The following is a 19,229-nucleotide window of genomic DNA, read 5'->3' as shown; positions in this document are numbered from 1 at the left end:
GAAACGACCGACCGACGGCAAGAAAGCGCTATGAAGAATATCTCAGACATCCTCGCTGGCGTCGACGAGACGCCCACCACCTTTGAGTCCTATTTGAAAAGCTATGCCGATCCGGTTGGAGAGCTGATCAACAGCTACATTCCCCACGGCACCCATGACGACATGGACCGTTACCTGTACGCGCCCCTGTACCGCTACAGCGAGAACGCGGGCAAGCGTCACCGTCCGCTCATCTGCTACGCGGCGTGCCTGGCGGTGGGCGGCAACCCCGATTGCGCCACCACCTCGGCGGCGGCCATCGAGCACTTCCATTCCGCGGCGCTCATCCACGACGACATCGCCGACGAGGCCGAGCTGCGCCGCGGCGAGCCCTGCCTGCACCTCACCGAGGGACTGGGACTGGCCATCAACATGGGCGATTTGGCGCTCTCCATGGTGAACGGCCCGGTGGTGAACGACCCGCTGCTGGACGATGCCACGAAGGTGCGCGTCATCAGCGAGCTCATCGCCATGACCTGCCGCACGGTGGAGGGCCAGGCGCTCGATTTGGGTTGGGCCCGCGACGGCCGCTACGACATCACGCCTGAGGACTACCTCACCATGGCCATCCACAAGACGGCCCACTACTCCGGCGCGGTGCCGCTGGCCGTGGGCGCCATCGTGGCCGGCGCGTCCGACGAGAAGGTGGAGGCCCTACGCAGCTACGGGCTGGATACCGGCCTGGCCTTCCAGATCCAGGACGATCTTCTGAACCTGGTGGGTACCGACGAGGCCAAGAAGAAGGACTTCCGCAGCGATATCACCGAGGGCAAGCGCACGTTGGTGGTGGTGCACGCCCTCCAGAACGCCTCCCCTCAGGCCCGCGCGCGGCTCATCGAGATCCTCTCCGCGAAGGAGCGCGATCCGGAGGTGCTGGCCGAGGCCGTGGCCATCATGGAGGAGGCGGGGTCGATCGACTACGCCCGCTCCTACGCAGAAGAGCTCAGCCAGAACGCGAAAGCGCGCTTGGTGGAGGCTGTCGAGCCTTCTCCGTACCGCGATCTGCTCGTGTCCATGGCCGACTGGTTCGTGAACAGGTTGAAGTAATATGGAGCCTATCAAGCGCAACGATTCCGGCGCCGCCGTCGAGGACGTGCAGCAGCGCCTCGCCCGCATCGGACACTTGCCCGAGGACGCCGTCAGCGGCACCTTTGACGACGCGACGGCTACAGCCCTGGCGGCCTTCTGCGCCAGCGCTTCGCTTCCTGAGGCCGACGAGGTGACCGAGAAGGTATGGTCGGCGCTCGTGGACGCGTCGTTCAACCTGGGCGACCGCACGCTGTACCTGCGCATGCCCTACTTCCACGGCCACGACGTGCTGGAACTCCAGCACGCCCTGGGGGCCCTGGGGTTCTTCTACGGCGACGACGATGCCATCTTCGGTGCGCACACCGAAGATGCCCTGCGCCGATTCCAGCTGAACATGGGCCTGCCCTCCGATGGCATTGCCGGTGCCTACACCTATGCCGCCCTGCGCAACCTGGCCCATTCCTGGGTGGGGAAGGAGGCGGCTCACGGCAAGGTGCACCATCTGGGCTTCGCCCGTGCCGCCGACGTGCTGGAGCGCAACGCCGTGTGCCTGTTCGGTACCGACGAGTTCTCCCGTTCGGTGGCCTCGCGTATGTCGAACGTGGCTGTGGCCACCAACCCGGCTTCCAAGATCATCAGCGCCGACAGCCTGTCGGTGCCCCCCGATGCTTCCATGATGCTGGTGCACGTGCTGCTTTCCGCCGAAGACGCCGAGGTGGGCGTGCCGCTGGTGTCCTACGAGGACGAGGACACGCTGGCTTTGCGTCTCACGTCGGCGGTGGACGTGGCCCGCGGCGCCTCTTGGCCGCGCGTGTCGGTGCTGCTGCCCGGTACCGTGTGGTACGAGGCGGGCCCGGAGCGTTCTGCCCAGCACTATGCCATCACCCTGCTGGACGCCCTCTGCTCGGCGCTTCAGGCATAATCACTCGAACAGATCCAGCAGCTCTTGGCGGGAGTGCACGCCCAGCTTCTGGTAGATGTGCTTCACGTGCGTGGCCACGGTGTTCTTGGAAAGCACCAGCTCTTCGCGAATATAGGGTTGGCTGCGTCCGCGGGCCAGGTAGCCGAGGATCTCTCGCTCACGTCCCGACAGGCCGTGGGCTTCGGCTAGGACATTGCAGGCGGCTTCCAACGTGGTCTCCCGGCTGCCCTCCGCGCCGGTTCCGGTGGCGAGGTTGCCGGCAATGACGTGTACGGCGCCGTCGGAGTGCTCGCCGGCCAGGTCGGACGAGATTCCGCGACAGCTGCCGCTTGCGCGTCGATCGCGTTCCGCGGGGTACAGAAGCCACGTCAGGGCGAAGAACGCGGTCAGACCGAGGGCGATGGAGAAGAGCCCCGTGGTCGATGCCGAGGCCAGCGGGCTCGCCGCGCTTCCCGCGAGGTTTCCCAAAAGCACGCCCAGCTGCAGGGAGCCCTGGGTAATGCCGACTCCTGCAGCCGCGTTCACCAGCCCGCGCCGCGCGGCATCGGTTACGAACAGCACCGTGGCAATGGTCAGTATGGTATCGGCCAGGCTCACGAGGGTTTCCGAGAGGAACACGGCCCACAGGTCGGCCCAGGGCAAGAGGGCTGCCGAACCGACTATGAGCGGGGCAATCAGGCGGAACAGGGAGTCGAATCGAGGGCGACTCGCGAAGAGCACGAAGCAGGCCATGAGGACGATGCCGCCGAGGGAGCCGATGATCGTGGGCGCATCGAGACCGAGTACGATGAAGGGCTTGTCGGCGCCCTGCTGCAGGGCGCCGCAGCATCCCACGGTGAAGTAGGAGAGAAGAACGAGGGCCGAGATGCGCGCGATGGGCGCGGGCAACAGCGTGCGGCCGACTTCACTGCTGCGAGTCCGGGCGTTCTCGACCGAGGCGTGGGGCGCGTCGCCGTCCTCCGGCTCGTCGCCTTCCCATGCAACGACGGGGTCTCGGTAGGTCAGCCATAGCAGCAGCCCTGACAGCAGCGGAAGCGTGGCGGTGGCAGCCACGCCGGCGAATCCTGGCAGGTAAGGGAGCACGAGCGCTCCGGCGAACATGACGAGGGATGCTGACGGTATGGCCACTTCCGCGCTCTCGGCATCCAGGCGAGCGAGTGCCTGACCCCAGAGCACATAGAGCGCGCCCGTGCCGAATCCGGTCAGCAGGCCGCTTGCGAAAAGTGCGAGAGCGGGGGTGTCACCCGAGGCGGGCAGGGCCGACAGCACCGTGCCTGCGGCCGCCGCAATGGAGGCGGCCAGGGCAAGCCGCCGACGGGGTGCGGCGGGCCGTCTTCCCAGCAGCAGTCCTGTGGCAAACATGGTGATGACCACGACGGTGGCCGAGATGACCCACGACTCGTCGGCGTTGATGCCGATGCCCACGCGCTCAGGATACACGGCGAAGGTCTCGTAGGATCCGTAGATCCACGCCCAGATGAATCCGATGCCCAGATAGCGCAGCTTCAGCGCGCCTTCCAAGCGCGAAAGAGCGCCCGGGGCCGCGCTCGGTGCCGATGAATGTGTCATGTCCCTCCCTCGTGCGATTCCCTCGCTCCATGATAGGCCTGCACGCGGCCTTTCACCCTCACCTATTGTAGGTGAAAACGGCGAAAACCCAGCTTTCAGGCGATGTTTGCCGCCGCATCCGCTGCCATGATGGCCGTACCTTGAAATCTCAAGGGAGGGTTTCCGTCCCTGCTGCGGGGCCACGTGCTGGCTCTGGATGCGCTGCGGGTCGCGGTTTCGGGCGCGCTGCCCGTCGTCGTTGCGACGCGCCGTTGCGGCTTGGGGGCGGGAAGGAAAAAGGAGGAATACCATGACTGAAACTTCGTTCTCCCGCCGTTCGTTTCTGACCGGTGCGGCCGCGCTGGGGTCGCTCGCCGCCGTGGGCGCGGTGGCTGGCTGCTCGCCCAAGGCGCCCGGTGGCGCGGCGGCTGCTGGAGCGGCCGGCGAGGGCGAGCTCGCCTCCACGGCGGGCAAGCCGGCGTGGCTTGCGGATGCCCCGGCCGTCTCCGATGCCGATTGCGCGGAGACCGTCGATGTGGACGTGCTGGTGATCGGTGCGGGCACATCCGGCTACTTCGCCGCCTGCGCCGCCGCCGAGAACGGTGCCAAGACCCTGCTCATCGAGAAGTCGGGCAACGGCAATTCCGTACGCTCCTCGGCGCTGGGAGCCGTGAACAGCCGCCTGCAGCAGGCCGAGGGCGAGAAAGCCGCCATCGATCCTATGGAAATCGTGAACGACATGGACCGCTACGCCAACGGCCAGGTGTCCATGGGCCTGCTACGGAAGTGGGCGTTCAATTCCGGCGAGGCCATCGACTGGTACACCGATCTGCTCGAGAAGAACGGCATGGAGGTGCAGCTTGAGTGGAACATGCCCGAGGGCACCTTCTACAAGGACTTCCCCACGGGCCACGGCACCAACGGCGAGTATCCCTCCCGAGAGGGCGACGTGGCGGCCATCATGGACGCCTACATCGCGTCGTTCCCGGGCTGCGAGGTGCGCTTCAACACGCCCATGGTGGACCTGATTGCCGAGGACGGCCGCGTGGTGGGCGCCTACGCCGAGGGCCCCGACGGCATGATCCGCATCAACGCCTCCAAGGGCGTGGTGGTGGCCACGGGCGGCTACGCCTTCAACCAGGAGATGTTCGCCGACCGTCACGCCACCCGCTATGCCTGCAACGGCACCATGGACGCCTTCCCCAGCTGCACGGGCGACGGTATTTTGGCGATGCTGCGCTTGGGTGCCTATATGGACGAGAACCCCTCGTCGGTGTCGTTCAATCGCTGCCTGCTGACGGCCGACCAGGAGGTGGGCACCCCCTACGAGATCGGCGGCGAGGAGTACGGCTACCACTTCTACGCGTCCCAGCCCTTCCTGCGCGTGGATGCCCACGGCCGCCGTTTCCACAACGAGAGCGCGCCCTACGATTTCGTGCAGAGCGCCATCTCCCGCAAACCGGCCGGCGAGCGCTTCTGGCATCAGGTGTGGGACGGCAACTGGAAGAACGACGTGCCGCGCTTCCACACCGTGGGCTGCTCCACCATCTACCAGCAGCCCGAGGGCGGATCCGACCATGACTCGTTCCCCGGCCAGCTGGACGAGTGGATCGAGCCGGAGATGGAGCAGTTCGTGGCCGACGGCCGTATTGTGAAGGCCGACACATTGGATGCCCTAGCCGATGCTCTGGGTTTTTCGGGTGACGACAAGGCCGCCTTCTTGGAGACCTGCGAGCGCCAGAACGAGAACTTCGACAACCAGCTCGACCCTGACTTCGGCAAGGAGCCCTTCCGCCTGTCCGAGCTGCGCACCCCTCCGTTCTACGCATCGGTGAAGTCGTGCGGGTTCACCCTGTGCACCACCGACGGCGTGGTGGTGAACGACGATTTGCAGCCTCTGCGCGAGGATGGTTCGGTCATCGAGGGCGTGTACGCCGTGGGCAACGACGGCGGCTGTTTCTACAACGGTACCTACCCGAACCTGGCCGCGGGGCTGAATGCCGGCAAGTGCGTTACCTTCGGCCGCATGGTGGGCCAGATGCTCGCCGGGAAGTAAAACCGAGACAACTCCCATTTCCCTGAAGCCGCCGGCGCTCGTTCCTCCCTGCGAGCGCCGGCGGTGTTTTGTGGCGTCCCAACGCGAAGCGGGAGCGAGAGCGGGCGGAGGGGTAAGACAATTGGTATGAAGCAGGGGCGAGAAACGGCGAGAAATGACGGTTGTGATGCAGCCGAAAGGCGTCAGGAGCCATCCGGGGACGGTTGTGATGCATAAAGTGCATCACAACCGTCATTTCTCGCCAAGGCAACGCTGGTTTTGCATCACAACCGATATTTGTAGCCGTTTTCGCGTGGAAATTCCCGCAGCTGGCCGTGGGGAAACCGATTGGAAATTGACGCGGTGCTACAATTATGCGGTTTTCAGTAAGGTTTGCGTTGCGTAAAGGAGCTTCCCTTGACTCGTCCCATGACCATGGCGGAGAAGATTCTCGCCGCCCATGCGGGGCTCGACGAGGTGGTGCCCGGCCAGCTGATCGAATGCGATCTGGACCTGGTGCTCGCCAACGACGTCACGGCCCCCATTGCCATCAAGACCGTCCGCGAGATCACTGATACGGTGTTCGATGCCGACCGCGTGATTCTCGTGCCCGACCACTACGTGCCCAACAAGGACATCAAAAGCGCCGAGCAGGCCAAGATCGTGCGCGATTTCGTGCGCGAGCAGGGCATCTCCCACTACTACGAGGTGGGCTGCATGGGCGTTGAGCACGCGTTGCTGCCCGAGCAGGGCGTGGTGGGTGCGGGCGACCTCATCATCGGCGCCGACAGCCACACCTGCACCTATGGCGCGCTCGGCGCGTTCTCCACGGGCGTGGGTTCCACCGATGCCGGCGTGGGCATGGCCACGGGCAAGGCCTGGTTCAAGGTGCCCGAGACCATCAAGTTCGTCATCAATGGCGAGCTGGCCCCGGGCGTGACGGGCAAGGACGTTATCCTGCACATCATCGGCATGATCGGCGTGGACGGCGCCCTGTACAAGGCCATGGAGTTCACGGGCGGCGCCATTGCGACCATGCCTATGGACGAGCGCCTGTCCATTTCGAACATGGCCATCGAGGCCGGCGGCAAGGCGGGCCTCATCCCGGTGGACGATGTGACCCGCGCCTATATGGACGGCCGCGTCGAGCGCCCCTACACCGCCTACTACTCCGACGACGACGCCCAGTTCGCCCAGGTCATCGAGATCGATGCCGCTGACATCGTGCCGACGGTGGCCTTCCCGCACCTGCCGAGCAACACGCGCCCGGTGGCCGAGGCCCGCGATGTGAGAATCGACCAGGCGGTCATCGGCAGCTGCACCAACGGCCGCTTGGACGACATGCGTCAGGCCGCCGCGGTGCTCAAGGGCCGCACGGTGCACCCGGATGTGCGCTGCATCGTGATTCCCGCCACCCAGCAGGTGTACCAGCAGTGCATCGCCGAGGGGCTCATGGACATCTTCATCAACGCCCACTGCGCGGTTTCCACCCCCACCTGCGGGCCGTGTCTGGGCGGCTACATGGGCATCCTCGCCGCTGGCGAGCGCGCCATCGCCACCACGAACCGCAACTTCGTCGGCCGCATGGGCGACCCCACGAGCGAGGTGTACCTGTCCTCGCCGGCTGTGGCCGCCGCCTCGGCCGTGCTCGGCCATATTGGCCTTCCGGAAGACTTGGAACCTGTCGCGAACGCGGCGGAGTAGGGAGGAACGCCATGCAATTCAAGGGAACCGTTCACCGCTACGGGCGCGACATCGACACCGACGTTATCATCCCGGCCCGCTACCTGAACACCTCCGACCCGGCGGAGCTGGCGCGCCACTGCCTGGAGGACTTGGACACGGAATTCGTGAACAACGTGCAGGCCGGCGACATCATCGTGGCCGACGAGAACTTCGGCTGCGGAAGCTCGCGGGAGCACGCGCCCATCGCCATCAAGGCGGCTGGGGTTGATGTGGTCATCGCCAAGTCCTTTGCGCGCATCTTCTACCGCAACGCCATCAACACCGGCCTGGCCATCATGGAATGCCCCGAGGCCGTGGACGCCATCAGCAACGGCGACATTGTGTCAGTGGACGCCGACACCGGCATCATCACCGACGAGACCACGGGCGAGACCTTCACGGCTCAGCCCTTCCCACCGTTTCTGATGGAGATCATCAACGCCGGCGGCCTGGTGCCGCGCTGGCAGAAGAAGCTGGGGGAATAGCGCGCGAACGAGGAAGAAGGAAGCTATATGACGACGACCTACAAAATCTGCTTGCTGGCCGGTGACGGCATCGGACCGGAGATTATCGCCGAGGGCGTGAAGGTACTGAACGCGGTGGGCGCGAAGTACGACACGGCCTTCGAGTACACCGATGCGCTCATCGGCGGCGCGGCCATCGACGCGACGGGCAATCCGCTTCCGCAAGCTACGCTGGACGCGGCCCGCGCGTCGGACGCGGTGCTGCTGGCCGCGGTGGGCGGCCCGAAGTGGGACACCACCGATCCGTCCGCCCCGCGCCCGGAGCAGGGCCTGCTGGGCATTCGCAAGGAGCTCGGGCTGTACACGAATCTGCGTCCTGTGCAGATCTTCAATGCTCTGGCCGATGCGAGCACCCTGCGCCCCGAGATTGTGGACGGCGTGGACATGATGATCGTGCGCGAGCTGACGGGCGGTCTGTACTTCGGCCGCCGCGAGCGCTTCTACGACGAGCCGGAAGCCGGCGTGAACGGCGCTCCGGGCCAGCGCGCTTACGATACGCTCGAGTACTCCGAGTACGAGATTGAGCGCATTGCCCGCCAGGCTTTTGAAATTGCCCGCAAGCGTCGCAACAAGGTGACGAGCGTGGACAAGGCCAACGTGCTGGAGACGAGCCGTCTGTGGCGTGAGATCGTGCACCGCGTGCACGACGCCGATTATGCTGATGTGGAACTCGAGGACCTGCTCGTGGACAACACCGCCATGCAGCTCATCAACCGCCCTGCCGACTTTGACGTGGTGGTGACAGAGAACATGTTCGGCGACATCCTCTCCGACGAGGCCGCCCAGATCACGGGCTCTCTCGGCATGCTGGCGAGCGCCAGCTTGGGCGACGGCGTGGCCCTGTACGAGCCGAGCCACGGCAGCGCGCCCGACATCGCGGGCCGTGGCATCGCCAACCCGCTCGCCCAGATCCTGTCGGTGGAGATGATGCTGCGCTACAGCTTCGACATGGGCGAGGCGGCCGACGACATCCGTCGTGCCGTGACCGAGGTGCTGGATGCCGGCTGGCGCACCGGCGACATCAAGGGCGCCGACACCCCGGCCGACCAGGTGGTCGGCACCGCGCGCATGGGCGACCTGGTGGTGGAGCACCTCTAAGAGACCATGCGACCCAACCCGTAGGGGGTGACTTCAGCCGCCCCTCTCAAGCGGGTGGGTCTTTCCTATGGGAAGGACGGACTGAAGTCGCCCCTGCGGACGGGCTTCGGCAGACGGTATAGGCCCTGCGAAGGACGCAGATGATGGTCTCGCAGACGATGCGGGTCCTGTAGGAGGGGCGGCTTCGGTCGCTCCTCTTCATTTCGGGGGCATCCGACGGATGCTGCTGGTATTTTGCGCCCCTTTCGCCCGGGCGGTATGGCGGGGTGGGCGTGCCGCCTTGCATTGGAGTGCACTCCGCGCTAAGGTGATTCGGTTCCGCCGCGGCGAGCCAAAGGGAGGGAGACGCCAAGGCCATGAAGAAACGATTCGGCGATTTGAGGTGCATCTTCGCGCCGGCGACCGTTGGGGCGTTGCTGCTGTATGCACTGTACCGGCTGTTAGCCTATGCCAGTTATGTGACAAATTTCGGTTTATGCCCCGATCCTCTGGGCTATGTGTCGAACGCGCCCTTTATGATCGGGGCCGCTTTGGGCAATCTCATTTCGTGCGGCTTGGTGTTCGTGCTGTATGCGAGCGGGCGCCTGCGAAGCTGCTCTCTGGGGTTTCGCGGTCCGTTGGTGTTGGTGGCAATTATCTATTTGGCAGCGGCGTTCGTGCCCCGCGATTTTTTTGGCGAGGTCGTGGCTCCATCGTTTCTCGGCGTGTTGTGGGGGCTTGCGGTAACTGTTATTGGCTTTTCAGCATTGGAATTGCTGGTTGGTACGGAATCGCCCATTGCCCTTATCGTGCAGCTGGCCCTGTCGGCCTTTCTGTTTGCCGTCGGCTCGTTCGTTTTGGGGCTGTTGCCCGATGCGGCTGGTGCCACCCTGTGCGCGCTGCTGGCGCTCGTGCTGATGCCTTTCATGGCCTGGGGCCGGACTGCGGGGGAGATACCGCCGGGGCCCGCAACCACCGATGCTTTGACGACCCTGCGCGCAACGCTGCGTGAATGCTCCACGCCCATTCTTGCCGTAGCCGTGTTCGAGCTGGTGACGGGCCTGGTGAACATGTACGCCTACACGAGCCACTCGTCATTTACCATATCCACCCAGGCGCCTCTGGAGGGATCGCTTATCTGCGCTGTGCTCCTGACGGCATTCGTGGTGTGCGCCACGCGCATCCCGCATAGTCGCTTCATGTATTTGGCTGTGTTTCCGGGCGCAATAGCCGTCTTTCTGGCGTTGCCATATTTCGGCGACACGTGGGGGCGCTCGCTCAGCACGGTCATTTACACGGCGTATACGTTTACGGCCATGCTTTCCACATTCTGCGTGGTGCGGGCGTGTCGGCGGTCGGGGGATTGCGTCTATGGCGTGGCGGCGGTGTTGTCGGCCAGCATGCGCATCTGCCTGATGATCGGCCTGGCGTTGGGCTGGTGCTTCGGCAGCATGATCGAGGGCAGCACGTTCGTGCACTTGTCCATTGCGTGTTCGGCATGCGTGTACGTGCTGGGCGTGGTGGTGCTTCTGTGGGGGTATCGCAGTTCTCGCGAGAAGCGCGTGGTGGAAGTGGTTGAGGTGGTGGTGGAACATGTTCCGGAAACGTTCGAGGAGTCACAGGCTGGACGTGTGAGCGAGCTCGTGGATGCCTACGGTCTGTCGCCGCGTGAGCGCGATGTGCTGGTGGGGTTGGCGCAGGGGAACACGGCGGCCAGCATTGCCGAGGGCCTGCACATCTCTACATCCACAGCACAGGGCTATATTAAGAGCCTGTACGCTAAGTTGGGTGTGAATAAGAAACAGCAGGTCATAGACTTGTTTCAAAAATAACCAATTTTTGGGGGAGCGCCGAAACCCTGTCTTTCATAGACTTCGCATTGCATTGATTGCCGCGCCGCCCGCAGGGGCACTTGCTTAACTCAAGGGGAGGAGCAAGCGGGGCGCTGCAATCGCAAGCGAATCCTGAGAAAGGGAGGGAATTCGTATGACGATTTCACGTCGAGACTTTTTGAAAATTGGCGGTGCCTCGTGCATCGTCGCGGGTGCTGGCGCGGCGCTGGCTGGCTGTAGCCCCGCGGGCGGTTCCAGCGATGTTCCGCTGGCCGACACGGGCGACACTGCGCTGGTGGGCTACGCTCCCGTGAACTTCACCGAGGAGGCCGACATTCTCATCATCGGTTCCGGCTACGCAGGTCTGGCCGCTGCCATGGCTCCGGCATTGGCGGGCAAGAAGATCATCATCGCCGAGAAGCAGCAGCAGATCGGCGGCGACTCGGCCACCTCGTGCTGCTTTATGTTCGCGGCGGGCACCGAGCTGCAGCAGGCTGCCGGCAACCCGCTGACCGTGGACGAGTATTGGGAGACCATCAAGGAGAATCAGACCGCCGGCTGGGAGCAGTACGACTGGTTCCCCGAGTGGGTGAAGGGCAAGACCTATGCCAACACCCATTTCGTGGATTCCGCCATTAACGATTTCGGCGCGAAGTTCCAGGAGCCCTGCACTGAGGCCGAGCTGCCCCGTCTGTTCGGCTCGGTTATTCTGCCGGGCGACGGCATTGGCTCGGGCGGTCCGAACATCCTGCAGCCCATTGCCTCTAAGCTTAAGGAGTTGGGCGTCGATACCAAGTGCGACCTGCGGGCGACGGCGCTGATCAAGGATCCCGAGGGCACTGTTATCGGCTGCCGCTTCGAGGACACCACGTCTGGCAAGATCACCGATATCAAGGCTGCGGCCACGGTGCTTGCCACGGGCGGCTTCGCCGACAACGGCGAAATGGTGCAGGAACACCTGCCCGAGTGGGCCAACTACGGCCAGATGGTGCACGGCTGCATGGGCGAGGGCCACAAGCTGGCCGCCGCTGCTGGCGCGCAGATGGTGGGTATGGACTCCTCCTTCACCTACTGCAACCTGATGGGCGATATTCCGAACTGCACCACCTGGGGCTACTGGACGCCCGTGGTGCTGGTGCTGCCCAACGGCAAGCGCTTCATCGAGGAGGCTCAGTCCCACGACGCCGCTCAGGCGGCTATCGACGCGGGCTATCGCCAGTGGTGGTCCATCTTCGATCAGCGCGCCTTCGAGGCTCGCGCCATTGCGCATTCCGTGGAAGGCAACATCAAGAGCCACGAGGATGTGTATGTGAAGGCCGATACTATCGAGGAACTGGCCGCTGGCATGGACGTGCCCGTCGATACGCTCGTGGCCACCTTTGCCCGCTACGACGAGCTGGTGGCTTCCGGTGAGGACGCCGACTTCGGTAAGAAGGCGTGGCTTGAGTCGCTGCAGCCTCCCTATCACGCGCTGAAGCTGAACGTCAGCCGCTACAAGACCTCCGGCGGTGTGATGGTTGGCCCGAACAACCAGGTGCTGGACACGGCCGACGCCGAGATTCCGGGTCTGTATGCTGCTGGTGCGGTGACGCTGCAGTCGTTCGCCAGCGTGTCCACCTGCATGGCCACCGGCTATTACGTCGGCGAGACGCTGGCCGCCCTGTAGGCTCCCTCCCCCTCGCGGCGCTCGAGCATCTCAGCTGCACGGCCGTCCCGTTTGCGCGGGGCGGCCGTTTTCTGTTGCCAATTATTCTGACTTGCAGTTAAATGGGGCAGTACGAAGAGCGAGCGAAAGGAACTGCGCATGACGACGATGAAACTGGCTGTGCCCACTATGGGATCGGCGGGTCTTTCCGCCCAGCGTGCGGGGCATTTCGGCCATTGCGACTGCTTCACTATCGTAACCATCCAGGATGGCGCGGTGGCCGAGGAAACCGCTGTGGTGGAGAACCCGCCGCACGAGTCCGGCGGTTGCCTGCGCCCGGTGGGGCTGTTGGCCGGTGCCGGCGTGGACGCCATTGTGGCCGCGGGTATGGGAGGCCGCCCGCTTATGGGCTTCAACCAGGCGGGCATCACCGTGTACTTCGACAATGTGCACCCGGTGGTGGGCGATGCCGCAGCCGCCGTGGCCGCTGGCGAGGCTTCCATCATGGATCCCTCCCAGGCCTGCCAGCATCACTAGGCCTTTCGCCTGTTTACGGAAAGGGCGCGCATCGGGTTCGGTGCGCGCCCTTTGTTGTTCGAGGAGCTTTCCATGTGCAGGATTTTGCGATAGGAAGAGTCGCTTTTTCGATAAAAGTCTCCCAAACGAAAAATCATGCACAAAACGAGCCTTCAGGGGACAGTCAGGCTCTACCTATCGCAAAATCCTGCACATGAAGACACGTTTGCCGCGCAGGCTGCTTCGGGAATTATGCGGAAAGCGAACTTGCGCTACAATACCCGATGCTTCATGAAGCTTTTAGGAGGCTCGAGAGCGGATCGATCTGCCCTCGCGGCCACGAGGGTGCATGCTGCGCCCTGCCGACAACAAAGGACACCATCATGGCTATTAATGCTCCCGAGGGAACCCGCGATCTTCTGCCCGATGAGGCGCTGTTCTGGAATCAGTTCAAGCAAACGGCGGCCGAGGTGTTTGGTGCCTACGGCTATCTGCTTATCGAGACGCCCATTATGGAGCAGACCGAATTGTTCGTCCGCGGCATCGGCGAGGCCACCGATGTGGTATCCAAGGAGATGTTCACGGCCATTTCCGGCGAGAACCTGCGTCGCTGGGTGGAAGAGGGAAAAGCTCCGAAGGCGAAGAGCCGCCTGAGCTTGCGTCCCGAGGGCACGGCCGGCGTGGTGCGCGCCGTGGTGCAGCACGATCTGGTGCCCCAGGGGGCAGCGCCCGCGAAGCTGATGTATGCCGGCCCGATGTTTCGTGCCGAGCGCCCGCAGAAGGGACGCCAGCGCCAGTTCAACCAGGTGGGTGTGGAATGCCTGGGTGCCGAGGAGCCGACGATCGACGCCGAGGCCATCATCATGCTCATGCGCTTCTACGAGAAGGTGGGCATCCCGCGCGACTCCATGCGGCTTCTGTTGAATTCCATGGGCTGCGAGAAGTGCCGTCCGGCCTATCGCGAGAAGGTGCGTGCCTACATGGACGAGCACGCCGACGGGCTGTGCGAGACCTGCCTTACGCGCGCCGAGGTGAACCCGCTGCGTGCCTTCGACTGCAAGAACCCCCAGTGCGCGGCTGTGATGGCCGAGGCTCCGAAGATCACCGACCATTTGTGCGACGAATGCCTGGGGCATTATGGCGCGGTGAAGGCGCTGCTTGATGGCGCGGGGGTGGCCTACGAGGAAGACTACAAGCTCGTGCGTGGGTTGGACTACTACACGCGCACGGTGTTCGAGGTACAGGTGGACAACGGCATGGGAAGCCAGAACGCCATCGGCGGCGGCGGGCGCTACGACAAGTTGGCCGAGGAGGTGGGCGGTCGTCCTACGCCGGGTTTGGGCTTCGCTCTCGGTTTCGAGCGTTGCGTGCTGGCGCTGGAGGCTGCAGGTGTTGGGTTTCCGCGCGCCCAGAAGTGCGACCTGTTCGTGGCTTGCGTGGACGACTCGGTGCGCGCTCGGGCCTTCGCCCTGGTGCAGGAGTGTCGCGACGCTGGCTTCACCACCGAGATGGACCACCAGAAGCGCAGCCTGAAGAGCCAGTTCAAGCTGGCTGACAAGCTGGGCGCGGCCTGGGTGGCCGTGCTCGGCCCCGATGAGCTGGCAGCCGGCGAGGTGACCTTGCGCGACATGGGCACCCACACCGAGGCCAAGGTGCGCCTGGAAGAGGTCGTCGGCGAGATGGGCCGCGCGATTCTGTAGCATTGCGAGAAAAGGGGCGGGGCGCTGGTGGCAGCGCCCCGCTTTTTGTGGTTGCGGCTCGCAGAGGGTGGTGCGGGCCAGATACTTAAGCTGTCGGATCGTAAGGCCCTGGTGCGTCGGGCGGCAGGTCGACAACGATTTCGCCGGTGGCGATGTTGCCCGCAAGGTCGGTGGCGGTTACGGCATAGGTGCCGCTGGGCACCGAGAACCGGTAGAGGGCCGCATCGGGGTGTCCGTCGACCTCATCCACGGCTTCTGCGCGCCAAATGGATCCGTCGGAATCGGTCAGCTGCACGTCGGCCATGCCCGATTCGTCGGCAAAGCTCAACAGCGAGAATCCTTGCTCGGATCTCATTTCCAACAATTCCGGAGCGGCGGTGTCGCCGGTCGGCGCCTGCTGGTCTGCCTCGGCCTCGATGCTTTCGGCGGCGGGAACCGGAGCCTCTTCGATGATTTGGGGCTCGTGGGCTGCCGCATGGGCTGCGGCGGCAAAACCGACGCAGCCCAGGACGCCGACAACTGAGATAGCGGCCACGGCGCGAACGGTCCGGTCGAGCGGGCGTCGCCGTTGCGGCAGGGGCTTTGGCGCCGCCCCGTCGGCCAAAGGGCTCTCCACGGTTTGACGTAGCAGCTCGGGGAAGGCGGCCAGAGGCAGCATGCCCAGCTTGGCGCGCAGTTTGTCCAGAGCGCGATTGACGATGCGCTTCACGGTGCTGGTCGATATCTCCAGGTTCTCGGCGATATCATCGATGCGCATATCCTGGTAGAAGCGCATGAGCACCACTTCGCGCTCGCGATCGTCGAGTTCTTCTCTGAGGGCGCGTGCCAGCCGTCGGTGCTCGTCGCGTGTGTTGGTGACGATAGCGGGGTCAGCTACATGCTCGTGTTCGCCTTCACGCTTTTCGGGCCGCTCGGCGGCTTCGAGGCTCTCGGTTGCCATGACCGTTTCGCGCGGCCGATTCGTGCGCTCGTAGTAGCGCAGGCACACGTTGCGCGTAACGGCGTTCAGGTAGCCCACGAAGCTGCGCGGCCGAATTTTGGCGATGTTCTTCCAGGCGATCAGATACACCTCTTGCAGCAGGTCGGACGCCGCGTCGGCGTTGGTCTTGGCCGAAAGGGTGAAGAACTGCGCTTGGGCCGTCAAGCGGTAGGCTTCCTCGAAAGCGTTTCGATCGCCTGTTTGCGCCTGCTCTATCAGATGGGCTAGATGCTCATAGGAGTTTGCGTTCCGTGCCATGCCCGCGCCTACAACCCGAATTCCTCGAAGAGGGCCGCTCGACGTTCTGTGTTGGATGCGATGGCGGCCAAATCGTCAAAGCGCTGAGCCGACACAAGATGTGTGATCAGGGCGCTGTAGCGCTCTTCGGCTTCCTGGGCACCTTCGGCTCTGCCCTCAGCCCGGCCTTCGGCCCTACCTTCGGCTCTGCCCTCGGCGAGGCCCTCGGCGAGGCCCTGCTCCAGCCCTTTGGCGTGTCCCTCGGCCAATCCCTTTTTAAGGGCCTGGCGTTCCAGAATGCGGGCACGGCGTGCGTCGTTTTCCTCGATGGTGCTCACGCAGTAGAACACTTTATCCACCCACTTCCGATCGCTGTTGGCCTCGGCGACGATTTTATCGATGCGCCGTACGAGCGGATCGCTGCCGAGGCTGCCATTTTGCGTGTAGTGTAGCAGATCGCGCAAGGTTCCCTGGGGCAAAGCGCTCCAAGCGTGCGCATTCAGGGCCAGCCAATGGGCTTTGCAATCAATTGAGAGCTCAGGCGCTTCCAGACAGCGACGCTCCAGGGTGTAAAGCGGGAGATTTTGATCGAAAGGATCGTAGGCACACAGGAACACAATGAAGCTCTCGGGCAGCTCGTCGTAGTCTCTGCCGGGGGCGAGCGTGGCTCCGTCGAGAGAGGATTGGTAGTAGCGGAAACGGTGGGCCAGAAGGGGCTCGGCGGCGGCTTGCATCTCGATATCGTAAACGCGGTGCCCCTCGCGGACGTACACGTCCATGCGCACTCCGCGACTCTCGATGGCCGGCTCCAGCACTTGCTCGGCATTCAGGTATTCGATGTGCGCGGCGTCGATGCCGAGTACGCATCGGATGAACTGGCGACACACCTCCTCGTCCAGCATCACGCGCTCGAACATCCATCGATTCGTGAAAGAGATGCGGGGGTGGCTCATGGGCGTCCTTCCGGCGTGGCGGCTCTGGTGGGAATAGCGTATCAGGTGGCAACCGCAGTTCTGTCTCGGGAAGCACCGCCAGTTTGCCGTCGCCCTTTCGTGAGAAGTTCGCCAAAAAGTCGCCCGCTTGTCGCGACGGTGCCGGGGTGGGGCCGCGTTGTTGCCGCCAAGGAGCCGCGCCGCGTTCGCAGCGGCGCGGTTTCGCTTGGATTGGAGGATGCGGAGGGTTGGCGTTAGGGTGAATTGTGACGAAGGTGTGGAGAGAACGGAATGATGACGGAAAGGGTGAACCGTTTCCCCGGGTTGGCGGATGTTTGATTTTGAATATCTATCTTTACGCTCGGCAACTGGGGAAAGTTGCGACAATGTATAAGGAGGAAACGCCATGGAGAGAGAAGGGAAGTCGCCTACGGTGATCTTGCCACCATGCCCCACAACATCCGTCTCCCGCAGCGCGCCCCCTCGAGGGCGCGCCTCTTTTATCGGGCGTTTCTTGCGTACGGCTCTGGCGGTGCTGCTGGCGGCGGGGTTGTTGCCCTTGGTACCGAATTCGCCTGCGGTAGAAGAGGCGCAGGGTCTTGTGGGAACGACGAACTATAAAGATTTTTTTCTGCCAGGCGGGGCACCTGCGCGACATCTGACGGGGTCGACGTTTTGCGTCGCGTCCACGGAGCGCAGCTCTGATTATTCATTTAAAACGTCTGATGGACAAATGAGAAGTGATGGCTATTTCATTTCGCAGAAGCCGGTGTCTTTGAAGCACGACTGGACTTTAGTGTTCTCTGGGACGGTTCCAAATCCTGTCGTGATTTCGCCTGTGATATTCATGAACGTTGCTTTAAGTGTGGGCTTTGCATCCGACGCTGCGGCTAGCGACCTGAATGACTCAAGGTTGTGCATCAAGAAAACCAAGAATGCCTCTAGCTCTAATGCGGTGCTGCAATCTTTTACCTCCGGGAAGACAATGAGTGATGTAATTGCGGGTCAGACGACGGTCTCGTGGCCGTCTTCCTCTGCAACGATCACGGCATCGTACAGCAGTAGCCAGGACACACTGACGATGAGCATTGCGGGTGTTGGCAGCAAACAACTTACGGCCGTTAGCAAGTCTTTGGGTGGTGCGGTTCGGACAAGCGCCTACCTGTATTTCGGTGGTCAGATTGTATGGAACAATGCGAACAAGACGACGGTTGCCCCGCCTTCGACCAGTTTATCGACAAGCGCCACATTCCAGTCCATGACCCTTCCTCACTTCGATCCCGTCATCAAGGACATCAAGATCTACCGTGCGGACGGCACCCTCATCGGGCCCAACGACTACGTGGCCCCCAACACCCCGGTGCGGATCGAGGCGGTGCTGCAGAACACGAACGCCAGCGCCGGCAGCGAGGAGTTCCCGCTGCACCTGAAGCTGCTGGGCGCGACGCATTCAAAGTATCCCACAGTTGGGCTGACGACCTCTGACGCCGTCAACTCGTCGGCGGGCCGTGCCGTCACCCTGACGGGCCGCACCGAGAACAAGGTCACGTTCAACGCCACCATCACCGGCCCCGCCGGCACGGCGGCTTCCATCGGGCTGCAGCTGGTGGACGACTCCTTCGGGGGCACCTACGAGGCGGGGGCGAAGCTCCTGAACGAGCACCCGCTCGTGCCCGGCGACGGCGCCGGCCCGGGCACGCCCGGCTCGGACTGGCACTACACGCGGCTTCCCGCCGCCAACGAGAACGGCTGGAACAGGTCGCCGGTCACCGTCACCTTCTACCCCGGGGACTTCGACCGGATGGAGCTGACGCCCTCGGAGGGCGCGGGCGCCACCCTGACCGCCGCCGACCCGGCGTGGACGCGGTCGGAGGACACGGCGGGGCTGTCGCTGTCGGCCCAGGCGAGGAAGGACTCCACGGGCGTGCTCTCCACCCAGCGGGCCGGCACGGTCAAGCTCGACCAGACGGCCCCGCGGCTGTCGCTCGACCCGGCCCTCGGCGCGCTCACGGCCGACGACTCGGCCGACGTGGCCTCGGGCGTCTGGCGGCTGCACCGCACGGGCTCCTCGGGAGCCGTGGCGGCGGACGCCCGCGCGTCGGCGTTCCACGTGTTCCCCCTGACGGACGGCGACGGCAAGGCCGTCCAGACGCTCAAGGAGAAGGCCCCCAACGGCTGGTACGTCGCCGAGGACGCGGCGGGCAACCTGTCGGCGCCGCTGAAGGTGTCGTCCACCGAGCCGCCCAGCGTGGAGCGGCCCGATCCCGGCGACCCGGACGGCCCCGAGCCGGCCGGCCCGCCCTACGATCCCGGCACCGACCCCGTGCCGCCCCCGACCTTCACCGAGGACGACGGGGGCCTGCGCCACGCCCTCATCGAGGAGTCCGTCTCGGAGATGATCGACCCGGCGTCGCCGCCCTTCGGGGGCCTGCTGGAGAAGGCCGAGGCCTCGGCCATGATGGACTACCGCTACGCGGCCACCTCCGCGG

14 protein-coding genes are annotated in these 19,229 nt (G+C 64.2%); 11 read left to right on the top strand and 3 right to left on the bottom strand.

The genetic code is table 11. The annotated features are described in order from the left end of the window. The first annotated feature begins 30 nt into the window (after nucleotides 1-30). Together VIN30_RS09720 and VIN30_RS09715 are read left to right on the top strand one after the other, a co-directional pair. Nucleotides 31-1,086 (top strand): polyprenyl synthetase family protein, encoded by a 1,056-nt coding sequence (locus VIN30_RS09720; protein ID WP_338211200.1) that lies wholly within the window; start codon nucleotides 31-33, stop codon nucleotides 1,084-1,086. A 1-nt stretch (nucleotide 1,087) separates the two neighbouring features. After that, a complete protein-coding gene (locus VIN30_RS09715) occupies nucleotides 1,088-1,990 on the top strand; it encodes a peptidoglycan-binding protein (protein WP_338211198.1) in 903 nt (300 codons plus the stop codon). On the opposite strand, the gene VIN30_RS09710 is transcribed toward VIN30_RS09715, so the two are convergent. After that, complete coding sequence (locus VIN30_RS09710) at nucleotides 1,991-3,559, bottom strand: helix-turn-helix transcriptional regulator (RefSeq protein WP_338211196.1); 1,569 nt, start codon at nucleotides 3,557-3,559, stop codon at nucleotides 1,991-1,993. It abuts the gene before it with no gap. A gap of 289 nt (nucleotides 3,560-3,848) precedes the next feature. Between VIN30_RS09710 and VIN30_RS09705 the strand changes: the two genes are divergently transcribed. The 8 genes from VIN30_RS09705 (at nucleotide 3,849) to hisS (ending at nucleotide 14,592) form a co-directional block, all read left to right on the top strand. Further along, the gene (locus VIN30_RS09705; protein ID WP_326425294.1) at nucleotides 3,849-5,594 is read left to right on the top strand and encodes an FAD-dependent oxidoreductase; all 1,746 of its coding nucleotides are present in this window, start codon (nucleotides 3,849-3,851) and stop codon (nucleotides 5,592-5,594) included. A 396-nt stretch (nucleotides 5,595-5,990) separates the two neighbouring features. Continuing rightward, nucleotides 5,991-7,277 carry a 3-isopropylmalate dehydratase large subunit gene (gene leuC, locus VIN30_RS09700; protein ID WP_338211194.1) on the top strand — a complete coding sequence of 429 codons (1,287 nt, stop codon included), beginning with the start codon at nucleotides 5,991-5,993 and terminating at the stop codon, nucleotides 7,275-7,277. 11 nt (nucleotides 7,278-7,288) lie between these two features. Further along, on the top strand, nucleotides 7,289-7,783 hold the full coding sequence (leuD, locus tag VIN30_RS09695) for a 3-isopropylmalate dehydratase small subunit (protein WP_338211193.1): 495 nt from the start codon (nucleotides 7,289-7,291) through the stop codon (nucleotides 7,781-7,783). Between the two features lie 27 nt (nucleotides 7,784-7,810). Beyond that, complete coding sequence (gene leuB, locus VIN30_RS09690; RefSeq protein WP_338211191.1) at nucleotides 7,811-8,920, top strand: 3-isopropylmalate dehydrogenase; 1,110 nt, start codon at nucleotides 7,811-7,813, stop codon at nucleotides 8,918-8,920. A gap of 356 nt (nucleotides 8,921-9,276) precedes the next feature. Continuing rightward, nucleotides 9,277-10,731, top strand: coding sequence for a helix-turn-helix transcriptional regulator (locus VIN30_RS09685; RefSeq protein ID WP_338211189.1), 1,455 nt, complete (start codon nucleotides 9,277-9,279; stop codon nucleotides 10,729-10,731). A 154-nt stretch (nucleotides 10,732-10,885) separates the two neighbouring features. Next, a complete protein-coding gene (locus VIN30_RS09680) occupies nucleotides 10,886-12,397 on the top strand; it encodes an FAD-dependent oxidoreductase (protein WP_338211187.1) in 1,512 nt (503 codons plus the stop codon). A 138-nt stretch (nucleotides 12,398-12,535) separates the two neighbouring features. Next, nucleotides 12,536-12,913 carry a NifB/NifX family molybdenum-iron cluster-binding protein gene (locus VIN30_RS09675; RefSeq protein WP_338211186.1) on the top strand — a complete coding sequence of 126 codons (378 nt, stop codon included), beginning with the start codon at nucleotides 12,536-12,538 and terminating at the stop codon, nucleotides 12,911-12,913. A gap of 362 nt (nucleotides 12,914-13,275) precedes the next feature. After that, on the top strand, nucleotides 13,276-14,592 hold the full coding sequence (hisS, locus tag VIN30_RS09670) for a histidine--tRNA ligase (protein WP_338211184.1): 1,317 nt from the start codon (nucleotides 13,276-13,278) through the stop codon (nucleotides 14,590-14,592). 85 nt (nucleotides 14,593-14,677) lie between these two features. Here hisS and VIN30_RS09665 read toward each other — a convergent pair whose 3' ends face one another. Next, the gene (locus VIN30_RS09665) at nucleotides 14,678-15,829 is read right to left on the bottom strand and encodes a sigma-70 family RNA polymerase sigma factor (RefSeq protein WP_338211182.1); all 1,152 of its coding nucleotides are present in this window, start codon (nucleotides 15,827-15,829) and stop codon (nucleotides 14,678-14,680) included. 8 nt (nucleotides 15,830-15,837) lie between these two features. Continuing rightward, nucleotides 15,838-16,761, bottom strand: coding sequence for an Rpn family recombination-promoting nuclease/putative transposase (locus VIN30_RS09660; RefSeq protein WP_338211180.1), 924 nt, complete (start codon nucleotides 16,759-16,761; stop codon nucleotides 15,838-15,840). 1,237 nt (nucleotides 16,762-17,998) lie between these two features. Here VIN30_RS09660 and VIN30_RS09655 point away from each other — a divergent pair. Further along, a partial coding sequence (locus VIN30_RS09655) for a hypothetical protein (protein ID WP_338211178.1) occupies nucleotides 17,999-19,229 on the top strand: 1,231 nt, incomplete at its 3' end.

The organism is Adlercreutzia wanghongyangiae (assembly GCF_035989245.1).
In the GTDB taxonomy this organism is placed as follows: domain Bacteria; phylum Actinomycetota; class Coriobacteriia; order Coriobacteriales; family Eggerthellaceae; genus Adlercreutzia; species Adlercreutzia wanghongyangiae.
The sequence above is the reverse complement of the archived record's forward strand: the minus strand, read 5'-3'. Positions and strand labels throughout refer to the sequence as shown.

What these genes read in the sequence shown, in the direction of transcription:
- VIN30_RS09720 (WP_338211200.1), top strand. Translation starts at nt 31, where the DNA reads ATGAAGAATATCTCAGACATCCTCGCTGGCGTCGACGAGACGCCCACC.
- VIN30_RS09715 (WP_338211198.1), top strand. Translation starts at nt 1,088, where the DNA reads ATGGAGCCTATCAAGCGCAACGATTCCGGCGCCGCCGTCGAGGACGTG.
- VIN30_RS09710 (WP_338211196.1), bottom strand. Translation starts at nt 3,559, where the DNA reads ATGACACATTCATCGGCACCGAGCGCGGCCCCGGGCGCTCTTTCGCGC.
- VIN30_RS09705 (WP_326425294.1), top strand. Translation starts at nt 3,849, where the DNA reads ATGACTGAAACTTCGTTCTCCCGCCGTTCGTTTCTGACCGGTGCGGCC.
- leuD (WP_338211193.1), top strand. Translation starts at nt 7,289, where the DNA reads ATGCAATTCAAGGGAACCGTTCACCGCTACGGGCGCGACATCGACACC.
- leuB (WP_338211191.1), top strand. Translation starts at nt 7,811, where the DNA reads ATGACGACGACCTACAAAATCTGCTTGCTGGCCGGTGACGGCATCGGA.
- VIN30_RS09685 (WP_338211189.1), top strand. Translation starts at nt 9,277, where the DNA reads ATGAAGAAACGATTCGGCGATTTGAGGTGCATCTTCGCGCCGGCGACC.
- VIN30_RS09680 (WP_338211187.1), top strand. Translation starts at nt 10,886, where the DNA reads ATGACGATTTCACGTCGAGACTTTTTGAAAATTGGCGGTGCCTCGTGC.
- VIN30_RS09675 (WP_338211186.1), top strand. Translation starts at nt 12,536, where the DNA reads ATGACGACGATGAAACTGGCTGTGCCCACTATGGGATCGGCGGGTCTT.
- hisS (WP_338211184.1), top strand. Translation starts at nt 13,276, where the DNA reads ATGGCTATTAATGCTCCCGAGGGAACCCGCGATCTTCTGCCCGATGAG.
- VIN30_RS09665 (WP_338211182.1), bottom strand. Translation starts at nt 15,829, where the DNA reads ATGGCACGGAACGCAAACTCCTATGAGCATCTAGCCCATCTGATAGAG.
- VIN30_RS09660 (WP_338211180.1), bottom strand. Translation starts at nt 16,761, where the DNA reads ATGAGCCACCCCCGCATCTCTTTCACGAATCGATGGATGTTCGAGCGC.